This window comes from Pseudomonas sp. WC2 (genome assembly GCF_050586545.1).
In the GTDB taxonomy this organism is placed as follows: Bacteria; Pseudomonadota; Gammaproteobacteria; order Pseudomonadales; family Pseudomonadaceae; genus Aquipseudomonas.
In genome coordinates this window covers 182,921-196,537 of the sequence record NZ_JBOBDR010000007.1, presented here as the reverse complement: position 1 = coordinate 196,537, position 13,617 = coordinate 182,921, and the positions used below count along the sequence as shown (strand labels likewise).

The 13,617-nt window shown below is 59.9% G+C and carries 16 protein-coding genes; 5 read left to right on the top strand and 11 right to left on the bottom strand.

Annotated features, from left to right (window positions below; genetic code table 11):
- Positions 1–53 precede the first annotated feature (53 nt).
- From ACQ4OE_RS11025 to ACQ4OE_RS11015, 3 genes are read right to left on the bottom strand one after another with little or no spacing between them, the layout of a single operon-like run.
- Complete coding sequence (locus ACQ4OE_RS11025; protein ID WP_122595132.1) at positions 54–959, bottom strand: acyltransferase; 906 nt, start codon at positions 957–959, stop codon at positions 54–56.
- Entirely contained in the window at positions 960–3,059 is a 2,100-nt protein-coding gene (pta, locus tag ACQ4OE_RS11020; RefSeq protein WP_430946667.1) for a phosphate acetyltransferase, read from the bottom strand.
- 60 nt (positions 3,060–3,119) lie between these two features.
- Positions 3,120–3,446 carry a DUF3565 domain-containing protein gene (locus tag ACQ4OE_RS11015; RefSeq protein WP_430946666.1) on the bottom strand — a complete coding sequence of 109 codons (327 nt, stop codon included), beginning with the start codon at positions 3,444–3,446 and terminating at the stop codon, positions 3,120–3,122.
- Here ACQ4OE_RS11015 and ACQ4OE_RS11010 point away from each other — a divergent pair.
- From ACQ4OE_RS11010 to ACQ4OE_RS11000, 3 genes are all read left to right on the top strand, one after another.
- A complete protein-coding gene (locus tag ACQ4OE_RS11010) occupies positions 3,415–3,900 on the top strand; it encodes an FKBP-type peptidyl-prolyl cis-trans isomerase (RefSeq protein WP_007912368.1) in 486 nt (161 codons plus the stop codon). The two genes, ACQ4OE_RS11015 and ACQ4OE_RS11010, sit on opposite strands and share 32 nt — an antisense overlap.
- Before the next feature lie 124 nt (positions 3,901–4,024).
- Positions 4,025–4,507, top strand: a complete 483-nt coding sequence (locus ACQ4OE_RS11005) for a glutathione peroxidase (protein WP_122595129.1) — start codon at positions 4,025–4,027, stop codon at positions 4,505–4,507.
- Between the two features lie 158 nt (positions 4,508–4,665).
- The gene (locus ACQ4OE_RS11000) at positions 4,666–5,769 is read left to right on the top strand and encodes an NADH:flavin oxidoreductase (protein WP_122595128.1); all 1,104 of its coding nucleotides are present in this window, start codon (positions 4,666–4,668) and stop codon (positions 5,767–5,769) included.
- A 136-nt stretch (positions 5,770–5,905) separates the two neighbouring features.
- On the opposite strand, the gene ACQ4OE_RS10995 is transcribed toward ACQ4OE_RS11000, so the two are convergent.
- Together ACQ4OE_RS10995 and cysZ are read right to left on the bottom strand one after the other, a co-directional pair.
- Entirely contained in the window at positions 5,906–7,105 is a 1,200-nt protein-coding gene (locus tag ACQ4OE_RS10995; RefSeq protein WP_122595127.1) for a glycosyltransferase family 4 protein, read from the bottom strand.
- A 42-nt stretch (positions 7,106–7,147) separates the two neighbouring features.
- Entirely contained in the window at positions 7,148–7,900 is a 753-nt protein-coding gene (gene cysZ / locus ACQ4OE_RS10990) for a sulfate transporter CysZ (protein WP_430946665.1), read from the bottom strand.
- Between the two features lie 311 nt (positions 7,901–8,211).
- On the opposite strand from cysZ, the gene trxB reads away from it, so the two are divergent.
- Positions 8,212–9,174: a thioredoxin-disulfide reductase gene (trxB, locus tag ACQ4OE_RS10985; RefSeq protein ID WP_007912350.1), complete on the top strand. Its 963-nt coding sequence runs from the start codon at positions 8,212–8,214 to the stop codon at positions 9,172–9,174.
- A gap of 186 nt (positions 9,175–9,360) precedes the next feature.
- Here the strand turns inward: trxB and ACQ4OE_RS10980 are convergent, their stop codons facing one another.
- The 6 genes from ACQ4OE_RS10980 to ACQ4OE_RS10955 all read right to left on the bottom strand — a co-directional run bounded on the left by ACQ4OE_RS10980 (position 9,361) and on the right by ACQ4OE_RS10955 (position 12,445).
- On the bottom strand, positions 9,361–9,699 hold the full coding sequence (locus tag ACQ4OE_RS10980; RefSeq protein WP_430946664.1) for a HopJ type III effector protein: 339 nt from the start codon (positions 9,697–9,699) through the stop codon (positions 9,361–9,363).
- Positions 9,692–9,988, bottom strand: a complete 297-nt coding sequence (locus ACQ4OE_RS10975) for a DUF1244 domain-containing protein (protein ID WP_430946663.1) — start codon at positions 9,986–9,988, stop codon at positions 9,692–9,694. The genes ACQ4OE_RS10980 and ACQ4OE_RS10975 overlap by 8 nt, the downstream gene beginning before the upstream one ends.
- Positions 9,989–10,086: 98 nt before the next feature.
- Positions 10,087–10,458, bottom strand: coding sequence for a dihydroneopterin triphosphate 2'-epimerase (folX, locus tag ACQ4OE_RS10970; RefSeq protein ID WP_053117178.1), 372 nt, complete (start codon positions 10,456–10,458; stop codon positions 10,087–10,089).
- On the bottom strand, positions 10,459–11,019 hold the full coding sequence (folE, locus tag ACQ4OE_RS10965; RefSeq protein WP_430946662.1) for a GTP cyclohydrolase I FolE: 561 nt from the start codon (positions 11,017–11,019) through the stop codon (positions 10,459–10,461).
- A gap of 21 nt (positions 11,020–11,040) precedes the next feature.
- On the bottom strand, positions 11,041–11,751 hold the full coding sequence (folM, locus tag ACQ4OE_RS10960; protein ID WP_430946661.1) for a dihydromonapterin reductase: 711 nt from the start codon (positions 11,749–11,751) through the stop codon (positions 11,041–11,043).
- Between the two features lie 124 nt (positions 11,752–11,875).
- Positions 11,876–12,445 (bottom strand): antibiotic biosynthesis monooxygenase, encoded by a 570-nt coding sequence (locus tag ACQ4OE_RS10955; protein WP_122595121.1) that lies wholly within the window; start codon positions 12,443–12,445, stop codon positions 11,876–11,878.
- A gap of 212 nt (positions 12,446–12,657) precedes the next feature.
- Between ACQ4OE_RS10955 and ACQ4OE_RS10950 the strand changes: the two genes are divergently transcribed.
- Entirely contained in the window at positions 12,658–13,617 is a 960-nt protein-coding gene (locus tag ACQ4OE_RS10950) for a MerR family transcriptional regulator (protein ID WP_430946660.1), read from the top strand.

Here is a 13,617-nt window from a genome sequence, read left to right as displayed (position 1 = left end):
CATTCCCACGCGGAGCGTGGGAACGATCATGCAGGGCTCGCTCCCACAGGGGATTACTGTTTGGCTGGATATTCGCGGTGCATCTGTTCCAGCAGCGCATCCTTGTCCAGCCACAGCTGATTGATCCAGCCCTGAAACTGCAGGCGATATTCGCCGTCCTGATCGTAGTTCTTGCCAATGAACTGCTGAGGAATCTTCAGCTCTTCAAAGTGCACCACCACATCGCGCACGTTACCGCACAGCAAGTCCCAGAACCCCGGACGCCCGGCCGGATAGTGAATGGTCACGTTGACGATCGACTCCAGCTGTTCGCCCATCGCATCCAGCACAAAGGCAATCCCGCCAGCCTTCGGCTTGAGCAGGTATTTGAACGGCGACTGCTGCTGCGCATGCTTGCCGTCAGTAAACCGCGTGCCTTCAACGAAGTTGAAAATCCCCACCGGATTATTGCGAAACTTCGCGCAGGTCTTGCGCGTGGTTTCGAGGTCTTTGCCTTTTTTCTCCGGGTGCTTGGCCAGGTACGCCTTGGAGTAGCGCTTCATGAACGGAAAGCCCAGCGCCCACCAAGCCAGACCAATCACCGGGACCCAGATCAGCTCCTGCTTGAGGAAGAACTTCAGCGGTTGAATCCGGCGGTTCAGCACGTATTGCAGCACCAGAATATCGACCCAGCTCTGGTGGTTGCTGGTGATCAGATACGAGTGCTGATAGTCGAGGCCTTGCAGGCCGCTGAGGTGCCAACGTGTACGGCGCACGAGGTTCATCCAGCCTTTGTTATTACTGATCCACGCTTCATGGGTGTGGCTCATCAGCCAACCGGCGATGCGCTGGGTAAAGGCAAACGGCAGGGCCTTGACCAACGCCACGCAAAACAGAAACGAGCAAAGCAGAATCGTGTTGAGCGCCAACAGCAGCGAGGCGATCACGCCGCGCACGGGTGCAGGTAGAAAATCCAGCATTTATACATCCATAGGTCGGTTGGCGGCTTGAATCGCGGTGAGGGCGATGGTGTAGACGATGTCATCGACTTGCGCGCCGCGCGGCAAATCATTCACCGGTTTGCGCAGGCCTTGCAGCATCGGCCCGAGGCTGACGCAATCGGCGCTGCGTTGCACGGCTTTGTGCGTGGTGTTGCCGGTGTTCAGATCGGGGAACACAAACACCGTGGCGCGACCGGCGACCTGACTGTTCGGCGCCAGTTGCCGGGCGACTTCTGCGTTGGCCGCGGCGTCGTATTGCAGCGGGCCGTCGATCAGCAGCGAGTGCTGTTGCTCGTGGGCGAGCAAGGTGGCCTCGCGGACTTTTTCGACTTCTTCGCCGGTAGCCGATTCGCCGCTGGAGTAACTGATCATCGCCACGCGCGGGGTGATGCCGAACGCGGCAGCCGAATCGGCACTCTGCAGAGCGATCTCGGCCAGTTCGGTCGCGCTCGGGTGCGGGTTCATCACGCAGTCGCCGTAGACCAGCACTTCTTCCGGGAACAGCATGAAGAACACCGACGACACGAGCGTGCAGCCCGGCGCGGTTTTAATCAGCTGCAATGCCGGGCGGATGGTGTTGGCGGTGGTGTTGATCACGCCGGAAACCAAGCCGTCGACTTCATCCAGCGCGAGCATCATGGTGCCGATCACCACGGTGTCTTCCAGTTGCTGCTCGGCCATCGGCGCATTAAGGCTTTTGCTCTTGCGCAGGGCGACCATCGGCTCGACGTAGCGCTCGCGGATCAGGTCCGGATCGAGAATTTCCAGCCCTGGGGGCAACACGATGCCTTGAGCGCGAGCGACGGCTTCGACGTCTTCCGGTTTGGCCAGCAACACACAACGGGCAATCCCGCGTTCCTGACAGATAGCCGCCGCTTGCACGGTGAATGGCTCGCTGCCTTCGGGCAGGACGATGCGCTTGTTCGCCGCTTGCGCACGCTGAATCAACTGATAGCGGAACACTGCCGGCGACAGGCGCATTTCCCGTGGCGTGCCACAGCGCTGGTGCAGCCATTTGGCGTCGAGATGGCTGGCGACGAAATCGGTGATGATCTCCGCACGCTCGCGGTCGTCGATCGGGATTTCCTTGTTCAGACCGTTGAGCAGGTTCGCGGTGTCGTAGGAGCCGGTGCTCACCGACAACACCGGCAAACCGGCCTGCAACGCGCCTCGGCACAGATCCATGATGCGCGGATCGGGCAGGGTGTCACTGGTCAGCAGCAAACCAGCCAGCGGCACCCCGTTGATTGCGGCGAGGCTGACGGCGAGGATGATGTCGTCGCGATCCCCCGGGGTCACCACCAGCACACCGGGCTTGAGCAGCTCGACGGTGTTGCGCATGGTGCGCGCGCAAATGATGATTTTGGTCATCCGCCGGGTTTCGTAGTCACCGGCGTTGAGCACCTGCGCGCCCATTAGGTCGGCGACGTCGCGGGTGCGCGGTGCGTTGAGTTCCGGCTGATAAGGAATGCAGCCGAGCAAACGGAAATCGCCGCTGCGCAGCAACGGCGAATGTTCCTTCAGACGCGCGGCGAAGGCGTCCATGCTTTCGTCGGTCTTGACCTTGTTGAGGATCACGCCGAGGACTTTCGGGTCTTTCGGGCCGCCGAACAGTTGCGCCTGCAACTCGACACGGCCGGAGAGTTCGGCGAGTACTTCGTTTTCCGGCGCGGAGACCAGAATCACCTCGGCATCGAGACTCTTGGCCAAATGCAGATTGACTCGCGCGGCGTAGCTGGCGCTGCGGGTCGGCACCATGCCTTCAACGACCAGCACGTCTTTGCCGATGGCGGCTTGCTGATACAGCGTGATGATTTCTTCGAGCAGCTCATCGAGCTGACCATCGCCGAGCATCCGCTCGACGTGGGCCAGGCCGAGCGGTTGCGGCGGTTTCAGACCGTGGGTGCGCGCCACCAGTTCGGTGGAACGCTCTGGGCCGGTATCGCCCGGGTGTGGCTGGGCAATCGGTTTGAAGAAACCGACTTTCAGCCCGGCTCGCTCAAGCGTGCGCACCAGCCCGAGGCTGATGGAGGTCAGACCCACGCCAAAATCGGTGGGGGCGATAAAAAAAGTTTGCATGCGAATTCTCTAAAGTTGCATGGCAATGGCGGCGATCTATACGTGACCGCCTACCGAAATTCAGTCGCCAAGGTTAGCGCTAACCGAGCCTTGTGCGCACCAACCGCAGGCAAAGGGTTGGCCTATTTTTTCAATACGTTGCGCTGGGTCCAGCACCCAGGCGCGCGATTGCCATGGCGGCTGGTGGCGCAGGTGCTGGGTGTGACCACAGGAAAGCTCGGCCACCCACTGACCCTCTTCGTCTTGGTGGAAGCCTGTGATCGTCGAAACCCGTTTGTCCGGGTTGTGTTCGCTTTCGCGCGATTGCTTCGCTAAACTTGGCCTTTCTATATTCTTCTGCAAAAGGTCTCGCCCCATGCTGATCGCCGCCAATAAGGCTGTCTCCATCGACTATACCCTGACCAACGACGCTGGTGAGGTCATCGACAGCTCCGCCGGCGGCGCTCCGCTGGTCTACCTGCAAGGCGCAGGCAACATCATCCCGGGCCTGGAAAAAGCTCTGGAAGGCAAAGCTGTTGGTGATGAGCTGGAAGTGTCCGTTGAGCCGGAAGACGCTTACGGCGAATACGCCGCCGAGCTGGTCAGCACCCTGAGCCGCAGCATGTTCGAAGGCGTTGACGAGCTGGAAGTCGGCATGCAGTTCCACGCTTCGGCGCCGGACGGCCAGATGCAAATCGTCACCATCCGTGACCTCGACGGCGACGACGTCACTGTCGACGGCAACCACCCACTGGCCGGTCAGCGCCTGAACTTCAAAGTGAAGATCGTTGATATCCGTGATGCCAGCCAGGAAGAAATCGCTCATGGTCACGTCCATGGCGAAGGTGGCCATCACCACTGATTTTCTGCGCTAAGCTTTCGTGAACTGGAGAGGCGCCTGCGGGCGCCTTTTTAGTCCGCGGCTGTCCTTGGTGGCCTCGCCAAGTGGCTGTTTCGAGAAGAACACGGGAATCCTGGAGTACGTCATGAGTGCTTTTCACGACCTTAAGTTGACAGCCCTGGATGGTCAGGAGCTACCGCTGGCCCCGTTCAAGGGCCAAGTCGTGCTGGTGGTCAACGTCGCCTCCAAGTGCGGCTTGACCCCTCAGTACGCGGCGCTGGAAAACCTCTATCAACAGTACAAAAGCAAAGGCTTCAGTGTGCTGGGCCTGCCGTGCAACCAGTTTGCCGGCCAGGAACCCGGTTCCGAAAAGGAAATTGAGGAGTTCTGCAGCCTTAACTATGGCGTGACGTTTCCGTTGTCGAGCAAGCTCGAAGTCAACGGTCACGAGCGCCATCAGCTCTACCGTTTGCTGGCGGGCGAGGGCGCGGAATTTCCCGGTGACATCACCTGGAATTTCGAGAAGTTCCTGCTCGGCAAGGATGGCCGGGTGCTGGCGCGATTCTCGCCACGCACGGCGCCGGATGATCCAACGGTGGTTCAGGCAATTGAAAAAGCCCTGAGCTGAACCGCAAAAATCGCAGCCCTTGAGCTGCGATTTTTTTTGCCTTGCTTTTGACTCTTAATCATTCAGATCAATAATGCTTTCGCGCAAGCGCCATCACGCATATTATCGCCGTCATATGATTTTATGCCCTGTCGATAACGTTTTCGTGGAGCCCTTCGATGCCCGTTCAAGCCTTGTTCAAACCGTTCCACCTCGGTGCCCTCGAACTGCCGACCCGTGTGGTCATGGCGCCAATGACGCGCTCGTTCTCTCCAGGTGGCGTGCCGAATTCGAAAGTCATCGAGTACTACCGCCGTCGCGCGGCTGCCGGCGTTGGCCTGATCATCACCGAAGGCACCACGGTCGGCCACGTTGCCTCCAACGGCTATCCGAACGTGCCGCAATTCTTTGGTGAAGCGCCATTGGCCGGCTGGAAAAAAGTCGTCGACGCCGTTCACGCAGAGGGCGGCAAGATCGTTCCGCAACTCTGGCACGTCGGCAGCGTACGCCGCATCGGCACTGAGCCGGACGCCAGCGTGCCGGGTTATGGCCCGTCGGAAAAACTCAAGGACGGTCAGGTCGTGGTACACGGCATGACCAAGCAAGACATCCAAGACGTGATCGCTGCCTTCGCCCAAGCGGCCAAGGATGCACAAAGCATCGGCATGGACGGCGTGGAAATCCACGGCGCCCACGGTTATCTGGTCGATCAGTTCTTCTGGGAAGGCAGCAACCAGCGCACCGACGAATACGGCGGCAGCCTGGCCAACCGTTCGCGTTTCGCCATCGAGTTGATTCAAGCGGTACGTGCTGCGGTCGGCGAAGGTTTCCCGATCATCTTCCGTTTCTCGCAGTGGAAGCAGCAGGATTACACCGCGCGTCTGGTGCAAACCCCGGAAGCGCTGGGCGAATTCCTCAAGCCGTTGTCTGACGCTGGCGTGGACATTTTTCACTGCTCGACGCGGCGTTTCTGGGAGCCGGAGTTCGATGGTTCCGAGCTGAACCTGGCGGGCTGGACGCGCAAACTGACCGGCAAACCGACCATCACCGTCGGCAGTGTGGGTCTGGATGGCGAGTTCCTGCAGTTCATGGTCAACACCGACAAGGTCGCGCAACCGGCCAGTCTGGAGAACTTGCTGGAACGTCTGAACAAAGAGGAATTCGATCTGGTGGCAGTGGGGCGTGCGCTGCTGGTCGATCCGGACTGGGCGCTGAAAGTCCGTGAAGGGCGTGAGCAGGATATTCTGCCGTTCAGCCGCGAGGCGTTGATGACGCTGGTTTAAGCGGCGTTCTCACTGAGCCCTTCGCGAGCAGGCTCGCTCCCACAGTTTTCTCTGCTGTTCACAAAATTTGTGTTCACTGAAGATCCTCTGTGGGAGCGAGCCTGCTCGCGAAGGCGGTGGTCAGGTCAGCAACGATTCAGGGCAGTGTCTGAGCCCCAGGCACCACTAACTCCCCGACACAAGCCCCACGCAAGTGTCCCTCAAACTGCTCAATGATCGCCGCCCACCCTTGGCGACTCGCATGCTGCCGCGCATTCAGCCGCACACAGCGCAACGTCTCAGCCTCTTCCAGCAACCAAGCCGCCGCGTCGCAAAACGCCTGCTCATCCCCCGGCATTGCCAGCACACCGTTGTAGCCATGGCGAATATGCTGCGCTGCCGCCGCCTGATCGTACGCCACCACGCCCAGCCCCGAAGCCAGCGCTTCGAGCACCACATTGCCGAAGGTTTCCGTCAGACTCGGAAACAGAAATACATCCCCGGACGCATAGTGCGCTGCCAACGCTTCACCGCGCTGAGCACCGCAGAAAATCGCCTCGGGCAGTTCTTTCTCCAGCGCCAGCCGTTGCGGCCCGTCGCCGACAACGATCAGTTTCAGATTGCGCTGTGGATAAGTACTGCGCAGCGATTCGAAACTGCGCTTGAGCAGGCCAAGATTTTTCTCCGGCGCCAGACGTCCGACGTGGATCACGGCAATATCGCGCTCGCCCAGTCCCCATTGCTCGCGCAATGCATTCAGGCGTTTGCTCGGATGAAACAACTGGCTGTCGACACCTCGGGACAACAGTGCCAGCCGCTCGAAATGCCGCCGCTCCAGTTCCAGACGCTGGCTGACACTCGGCACCAGCGTCATGGCCGAGCGATTGTGGAACCAGCGCAAATAGTGGGTGAGCATTCGCGTCAGCAAGCCGAGGCCGTACTGACTGGTGTATTGCTGAAAATTTGTATGAAAACCGCTGACCACGGCGATCCCCAAACGCCGAGCCGCACGCAGCGCCGACAGACCCAGCGGCCCTTCGGTGGCGATGTACAGCACGTCCGGGCGCTGACGTTTCCAGCGCCGCAGCAGTTTGTGCATCGACGACTGACCCCATTGCAGTCCCGGATAGCCGGGCAACGGCCAGCCCCGGCACAACAGCAGCGCGTCATCTTCACTGCGCTGCGGATCACTGGCCTGACGCGGGCGCACCAGATCGACACGGTGCCCGCGCGCGCGCAGGCCATCGCACAAGCGGCCAAGGGTATTGGCCACGCCGTTGATTTCAGGCGGGAAGGTTTCGCTGATGAGGGTGATATGTAGAGCTGTCGTCATGGCCTCAGTGTCGGCTGAGGCCATGTCGTCGTTGTGACGTTCGGATGATGGATTTGTGACGCCGCGTTAGCGCTGAGTCACGAGGTTCTCGGCACCGCGCTCGCGCACCCAGAACAACGTCGCTCCGGCCACGGCGGCCGGCATCATCAGGATGTTGACCACCGGAATCAGCAGCACCAGATAGACGATCCCGCCGAAGCTCATGCTCTGCCAGCGTTTCTGCCGCAGCCAGGCGAGCATCTCGTTCCAGCCGAGTTTGTGGTTGTCCGCCGGGTAGTCGATGTACTGGATCGCCATCATCCAGACGCCGAACAGCAGCCACAGCGGTGCGGCGATGATGTTCACCACCGGGATGAACGAGAGGATGAACAGGCCGATCGCGCGAGGCAGGAAATAGCCGAGTTTGCGCATTTCCCGGGCGAGGGTGCGGGGCACCATGGCGAACAGTTCGCCCCAGCTGAAGGCCGGAAAATCATCGGTGCCGCGCACGACGACTTCGACTTTTTCCGCGAGAAAGCCGTTGAACGGCGCGGCGATCACGTTGGCCAGCATGGTGAAGGTGAAAAACACCATCAGCGCCACCAGCACCACGAACAAGGGCCAGAGGATGTAGCTGAGGAAACTCAGCCATTCCGGCAGCGACGGCATCAGCGTATCGACCCAGAGGCTGAACTGGTGGCCGGCCAGATAGATCAATCCGACGAACAGCACCAGGTTGATCACCAGCGGCAGCAACACGAACAGGCGCAAGCCAGGGCTGAGAACCAGTTTGAGGCCTTCGCGCAGGTATTGCGGGCCGGACAGAACAGGGGCGGGCATAAGGTGCTCCGAGCAAGGGAAAACGCGCCGACCTTACCGACTTTGTCACGGCGGCGAAAGCGCGGTAGAGCGATCGACATTCACTGTAACAAAGACGTCCGTCTCGTCAGTGTGTCGGCATAGAGACCACCTATGAGCTGGATTGTTAAACCGTATTTCCTTAATCTTGCCCCCCTCGATACGCTGCACCCAACTTTTTACAGGACTGTCGAGCTCAAGCCTTCCCCAAGGTTTTCCACGGTCCTTTTTTATTCTCGCCGGCAGTCCGGCGATCCGGGCCTGTTTTTCAGCCCGGTCAACAGGAGCAGGTCATGTCTGAAGTCCGTCATTCGCGAGTGATTATTCTCGGTTCCGGCCCTGCCGGTTACAGCGCTGCGGTATACGCGGCCCGCGCCAACCTCAAGCCACTGCTGATCACCGGCATGCAGGCTGGCGGTCAACTGACCACCACCACCGAAGTCGACAACTGGCCGGGCGACGTCCATGGCCTGACCGGTCCTGCACTGATGGAACGCATGCGCGAGCACGCCGAGCGTTTTGAAACCGAGATCGTCTTCGATCACATCAACGCCGTCGACTTCGCTGCCAAGCCTTACACCCTGACCGGCGACAGCGCGACCTACACCTGCGACGCCCTGATCATCGCTACCGGCGCCAGCGCTCGTTACCTGGGCCTGCCATCGGAAGAAGCGTTCATGGGCAAAGGCGTTTCGGCCTGCGCGACCTGCGACGGTTTCTTCTACCGCAACAAGCCGGTTGCAGTAGTCGGCGGCGGCAACACCGCTGTTGAAGAAGCGCTGTACCTGGCCAACATCGCCAGCACCGTGACCCTGATCCACCGTCGCGAAACCTTCCGCGCCGAGAAGATCCTGATCGACAAGCTCAACGCTCGCGTGGCTGAAGGCAAGATCATCCTCAAGCTGAACGCCAACCTCGACGAAGTCCTGGGCGACAACATGGGCGTGACCGGTGCGCGTCTGAAGAACAACGACGGCAGCTTCGATGAAATCACCGTCGACGGCGTGTTCATCGCCATCGGCCACACCCCGAACACTTCGCTGTTCGAAGGTCAGTTGACCCTGAAAGACGGTTACCTGGTGGTGCACGGAGGCCGTGAAGGCAACGCGACTGCAACCAGCGTCGAAGGCATCTTCGCTGCCGGTGACGTGGCTGACCACGTTTACCGTCAGGCCATCACCTCGGCCGGCGCCGGTTGCATGGCGGCACTCGACACCGAGCGTTACCTGGACGGTCTGCAGAACGCTTCGTTCTAAAATCGCAGGCATAAAAAAAACCGGCCAGATTGGCCGGTTTTTTGTGCCCGAGAATCACAGTCACCACAGATCAAATGTGGGAGCGACCTGCTCGCGAATGCGGTGTATCCGTCGACAGCAATGTTGAATGTCAGTCCGTATTCGCGAGCAAGCTCGCTCCCACAGGATTTTGTGTGGATAGAGGAATCAGCGGCGAGTCAGGGGCTGGGCGGTGAATTTGACGCCGGCCAGACCGTGCTTGATCAACGCGCGGATGTTGCCGTGATCGCTGCCCTCTGGCGTGGCCACCACCGAGCGGTAATGCTCGCCGAACGCCAGCAGCGCTTCTTCGTCGCTCAGGCCTTCCAGCAGCGCCAGACCCAAGGTTTTGCACGAGCCTTCGTTCTGTCCGGCCGCGTTTTCTACGCCACCGTTGTTGAACGCCTGCGGCTGATAATCATAGTTGGCAGCAATGAAGGCCAGAGTGTCGGCGAAATCGTGTTCGCCGCTCTTGAGGCTGGCGCGCAGGTTGTTCAGGTCACTCATGGGTTTTTCCTTTGGCGAACGCTGCTTGCTGTTCGGCGTTGGCTTCTTGCTGAAATTGGTCTTTCCACTCGGCGTACGGCATGCCGTAAACCACTTCGCGGGCGTCATCGAGGCTGACGTCGATCTGGCGCTCGTCGGCTTCGGCCTTGTACCACTTCGACAGGCAGTTGCGGCAGAACCCGGCAAGGTTCATCAGGTCGATGTTCTGCACATCCTTGCGGCTGTCCAGGTGGGCGACCAGCCGGCGGAAGGCGGCGGCTTCGAGTTCGAGGCGTTGTTGCTCGGTCATGGAGGTCTCTTCGAGACAGCTTCAAGCGGCGGGCTTCAAGCTGCAAGTTTGGATTGTGGGTGGCGGTAGCTTAACGTTTGCGGCTCGAAGCTTGAAGCTCAGCGGCTTGCGGCCAGCGTAATCGACACCGATTCGGCAAAACGCAGCGCATGGGGCTTGTCGACTTCGACCTCTGCGTAGAGCACCGAACCGTTGCTCATCACCAGATCGAGCAATTCCTGGGTCAGCCGTTCGAGCAGCGCAAAACGGTTGCCCTCGACGTGGGCAATGATGGCCTTGGTGATCGTGCGGTAATTCAGCGCGTGGTCGATGTCGTTATCCCGCACCGCTTCCTGCGCGGCATACAGGATAGTGACGTTGATCAGCACATCCTGCTTGTTGAGGATTTCGTCCTCGTTGATCCCGATAAAGGTGCGCAAGCGCAGATCCTTGACCCGGATGCGCGCCATTCCCGGTTGAAGTTGTGGCATTTACTTGCTCCGTCCAATCAATTGCAAGAACTCCTGGCGGGTGTTGCTCGACTCGCGGAAGGCGCCGAGCATGACCGAGGTGTTCATCGTCGAATTCTGTTTTTCCACGCCGCGCATCATCATGCACATGTGTTTGGCTTCGATGACCACGGCGACACCGGCGGCATCGGTGACCTGTTGCACCGCATCGGCGATTTGTCGGGTGAGGTTTTCCTGAATCTGCAGACGCCGGGCGAACATGTCGACCAGGCGCGCGATCTTCGATAATCCGAGCACTTTGCCCGTCGGAATATAAGCCACATGGGCCTTGCCGATGAAGGGCAGCAGGTGATGTTCGCACAAAGAATACAACTCGATGTCGGCGACGATGATCACCTCGTCGCTGTCCGAAGCGAACAGCGCGCCATTGACGATCTGCTCAACGCTCTGGTCGTAACCGTGACACAGGTATTGCATGGCTTTCGCCGCGCGTACCGGGGTGTCGCGCAGTCCTTCGCGGTCGGGGTCTTCGCCGAGGCCGATAAGGATCTCGCGGTAGTTTTCGGGCAGGGAGCGGGTCATGGGCAGCCTCGCAGGCAAGTGTTATTTGACGTGCCTTCCGCCGTTGACGGTCAGGGTCGTACCGGTCACGTACGGGTTATCGAGCAGGTAACGCACGCTCTGATAGATCACCTCGCTGCCGGGTTCGATGCCCAGCGCGGATTTGGCCAAGGCCTTGGCGCGGTACGCCGCGTCGTCGTCGGGATTGAACAATAGCAGGGCCGGCGCGATGCCGTTGACCTTGATCGCTGGCGCGTAACGAGCGGCGAAGGACAACGTCAGGCTGTCGAGCCCGGCCTTGGTCGCGCAATAACCGATGTGCTTGCTGCTGCCTTTGCGGGTGACGTCGTCGCTGATGTGGATGATGTCCGCAGGTGTCGAGCGTTGCAGCAATTCACCGCAATGCAGGTTGATCAGGTACGGCGCGAGCATGTGAAGACTGAACATGCGGGTGAAGGCTTCGGCTTCGTGGGCGGGCGTTTCTGCCAGCCACTCGGAGGCGTTGTGCACGATGGCGCGCAGGCTGTCGGTATGGGTTTTCAGTTCAGTGATGAAGGCGAGAATCCCGGCTTCGCTGGAGAAGTCGGCGAACAGGCCAATGGCGCCCAGATCACGCAGTTTCTGCACACCGGGACGTTCGCTGCGATAGGTGAAGATCACGCGATAACCGTCTTCGAGCAAACGCTGCGCGCAATGCAGACCGACGCGCTGGCCGGCGCCGGTGATGAGGATCGGGGCTGCGGAAGTGGACATGAACGGCTCGCATCGCGGGTGAAGCAAAAACTATAACAGCGACACGTCGGAAAAGATCGCTGCCTGCGGCAGCTCCTGCAGAGATCTGCGCAGGAGCTGTCGCGTGCAACGAGGCCGCGATCTTTTAGAGGTTCTGCGTAGATGCTTTGGCAGGCACACGTCGCGCCGGCACACTGTTCAACCAGTTCGCCAGCAACCGCGTCGACAATGGGATAAAGAAATACACCATCAACGGTGTCAGGCACGCGGTGCTGATCAACACGCGCGGCAACAAACTCATTTCGGCCAGCAGCGGGCCGAGGATAAAGTTGAACAACAGCGATACCGGGAAAAACGCCAGCCAGATCGCCACCGCCTGCTTCCAGCGTGGTGGACGCTGACCGGCCGCGCCGAACCAGCCTTCGATGCCGCTGACCCGGTGTTCCTTCGGATGGGCAAACAGATCGCTGCCGCGATCCAGCCATGCCGTGCGCGACACCGAGTGCTCCCACGCATGCAGCGTGTGTTCATCGACGAAGCGGAAAATAATCTGGAATTCGTTATCGCCGGGCGGCGGAGCGAGCACGCCTGAGCCGAGATAACCGGGAAAGTCGGTGGCCAATTGTTCGCCTTCGCGCAACCAGGCAATGAGATCCTGATAACGACCATCAGCAACACGACGTGCGACCATCAACGTGACGGGGGAAGTAGACATTATGTATCTCCGTATTCCGAGTGCGGCACTCCGGGTAGGAGATTCGCCAGACGCAGGGCCGGGGTAGAGGCCTGCGCTTTTCAACAAGCAAGGATTATTCCTGATTTTCGTGAATAAACCAGAGGCTTTCGTCGCAAGATCGCTCTTGAGCATGAAAGTGCCATCAGGGTTAGAATGGATCCAATCATCCAAACAAGGAAGTTGAGCACGCGATGCCTGTCATCACTGACGTTTCCCCTGTTTTGCAGGCCGCCGCCTCACTCGAGCGCGAGGACCTGTTCCCCATCCGCGAAGTCGCACGGCTGACCGGCATCAACCCCGTGACCCTGCGCGCGTGGGAACGTCGCTACGGTTTGATTCAGCCGACGCGCACCGAAAGTGGGCATCGTCTGTATTCGATGCACGATATCGATCGTGTTCGCAGCATTCTCGACTGGATCGATCGCGGCGTAGCGGTGAGCAAGATCGGCAAGATTCTCGCCAAGACCGAGCCGCTCAAAGTACTCGCCAACTTCATTCCTGAGGACCGCGTGCAGGCCGACTACCTGCAATGGCAAGCGCAGGTTCAGCAGGCGGTGAGTTCGTTCGACGACCAGGCGCTGGATCGCGTCTATTCGCAGATCTTTTCTTCATACGCGCTGCCGGTGGTGTTCCAGGACATCCTCATGCCGCTGTGGCTGCAATTGCTGCAACGTCAGGAGGCGTTCGGACAAACCAGCGAGTGGCTGTTCTTCGATGGCTTTCTTCGCGCACGTGTCCTTCACCGGATCGTCACGCTGCGGGGCTCGCAACCGCGTCGGGTGATCGTCAGCGCGTTGTCGGGGCAATGTCGGGAGCTGGAGTTGCTGGTGGCCGCGCTGTTCCTCAGCGGCAATGACTCGGGGGTTCGCGTACTGACCACGGGCCAGCCATTCGATGAGCTGACGCTGGTGTGCGAAAAGACCCGGCCGGACGCCTTGGTGCTGTTTTCCAACCATGCACCGAGCGCCGAACTGCCGCGACGTTTGAACCGGTTGGCGATGAGTCTGGATTGTCAGCTGATGTTGGCCGGCGATGCGTCCGATCTGGCTCGGGACAGCCTGGCGGGATCAGCCGTCGCTTGTCTGGGTAACGAAGGCTCAACCCTGCGTCAGCAAATGCTGCGGTTTATGCCGGGGAGCCTGGATCGCTGA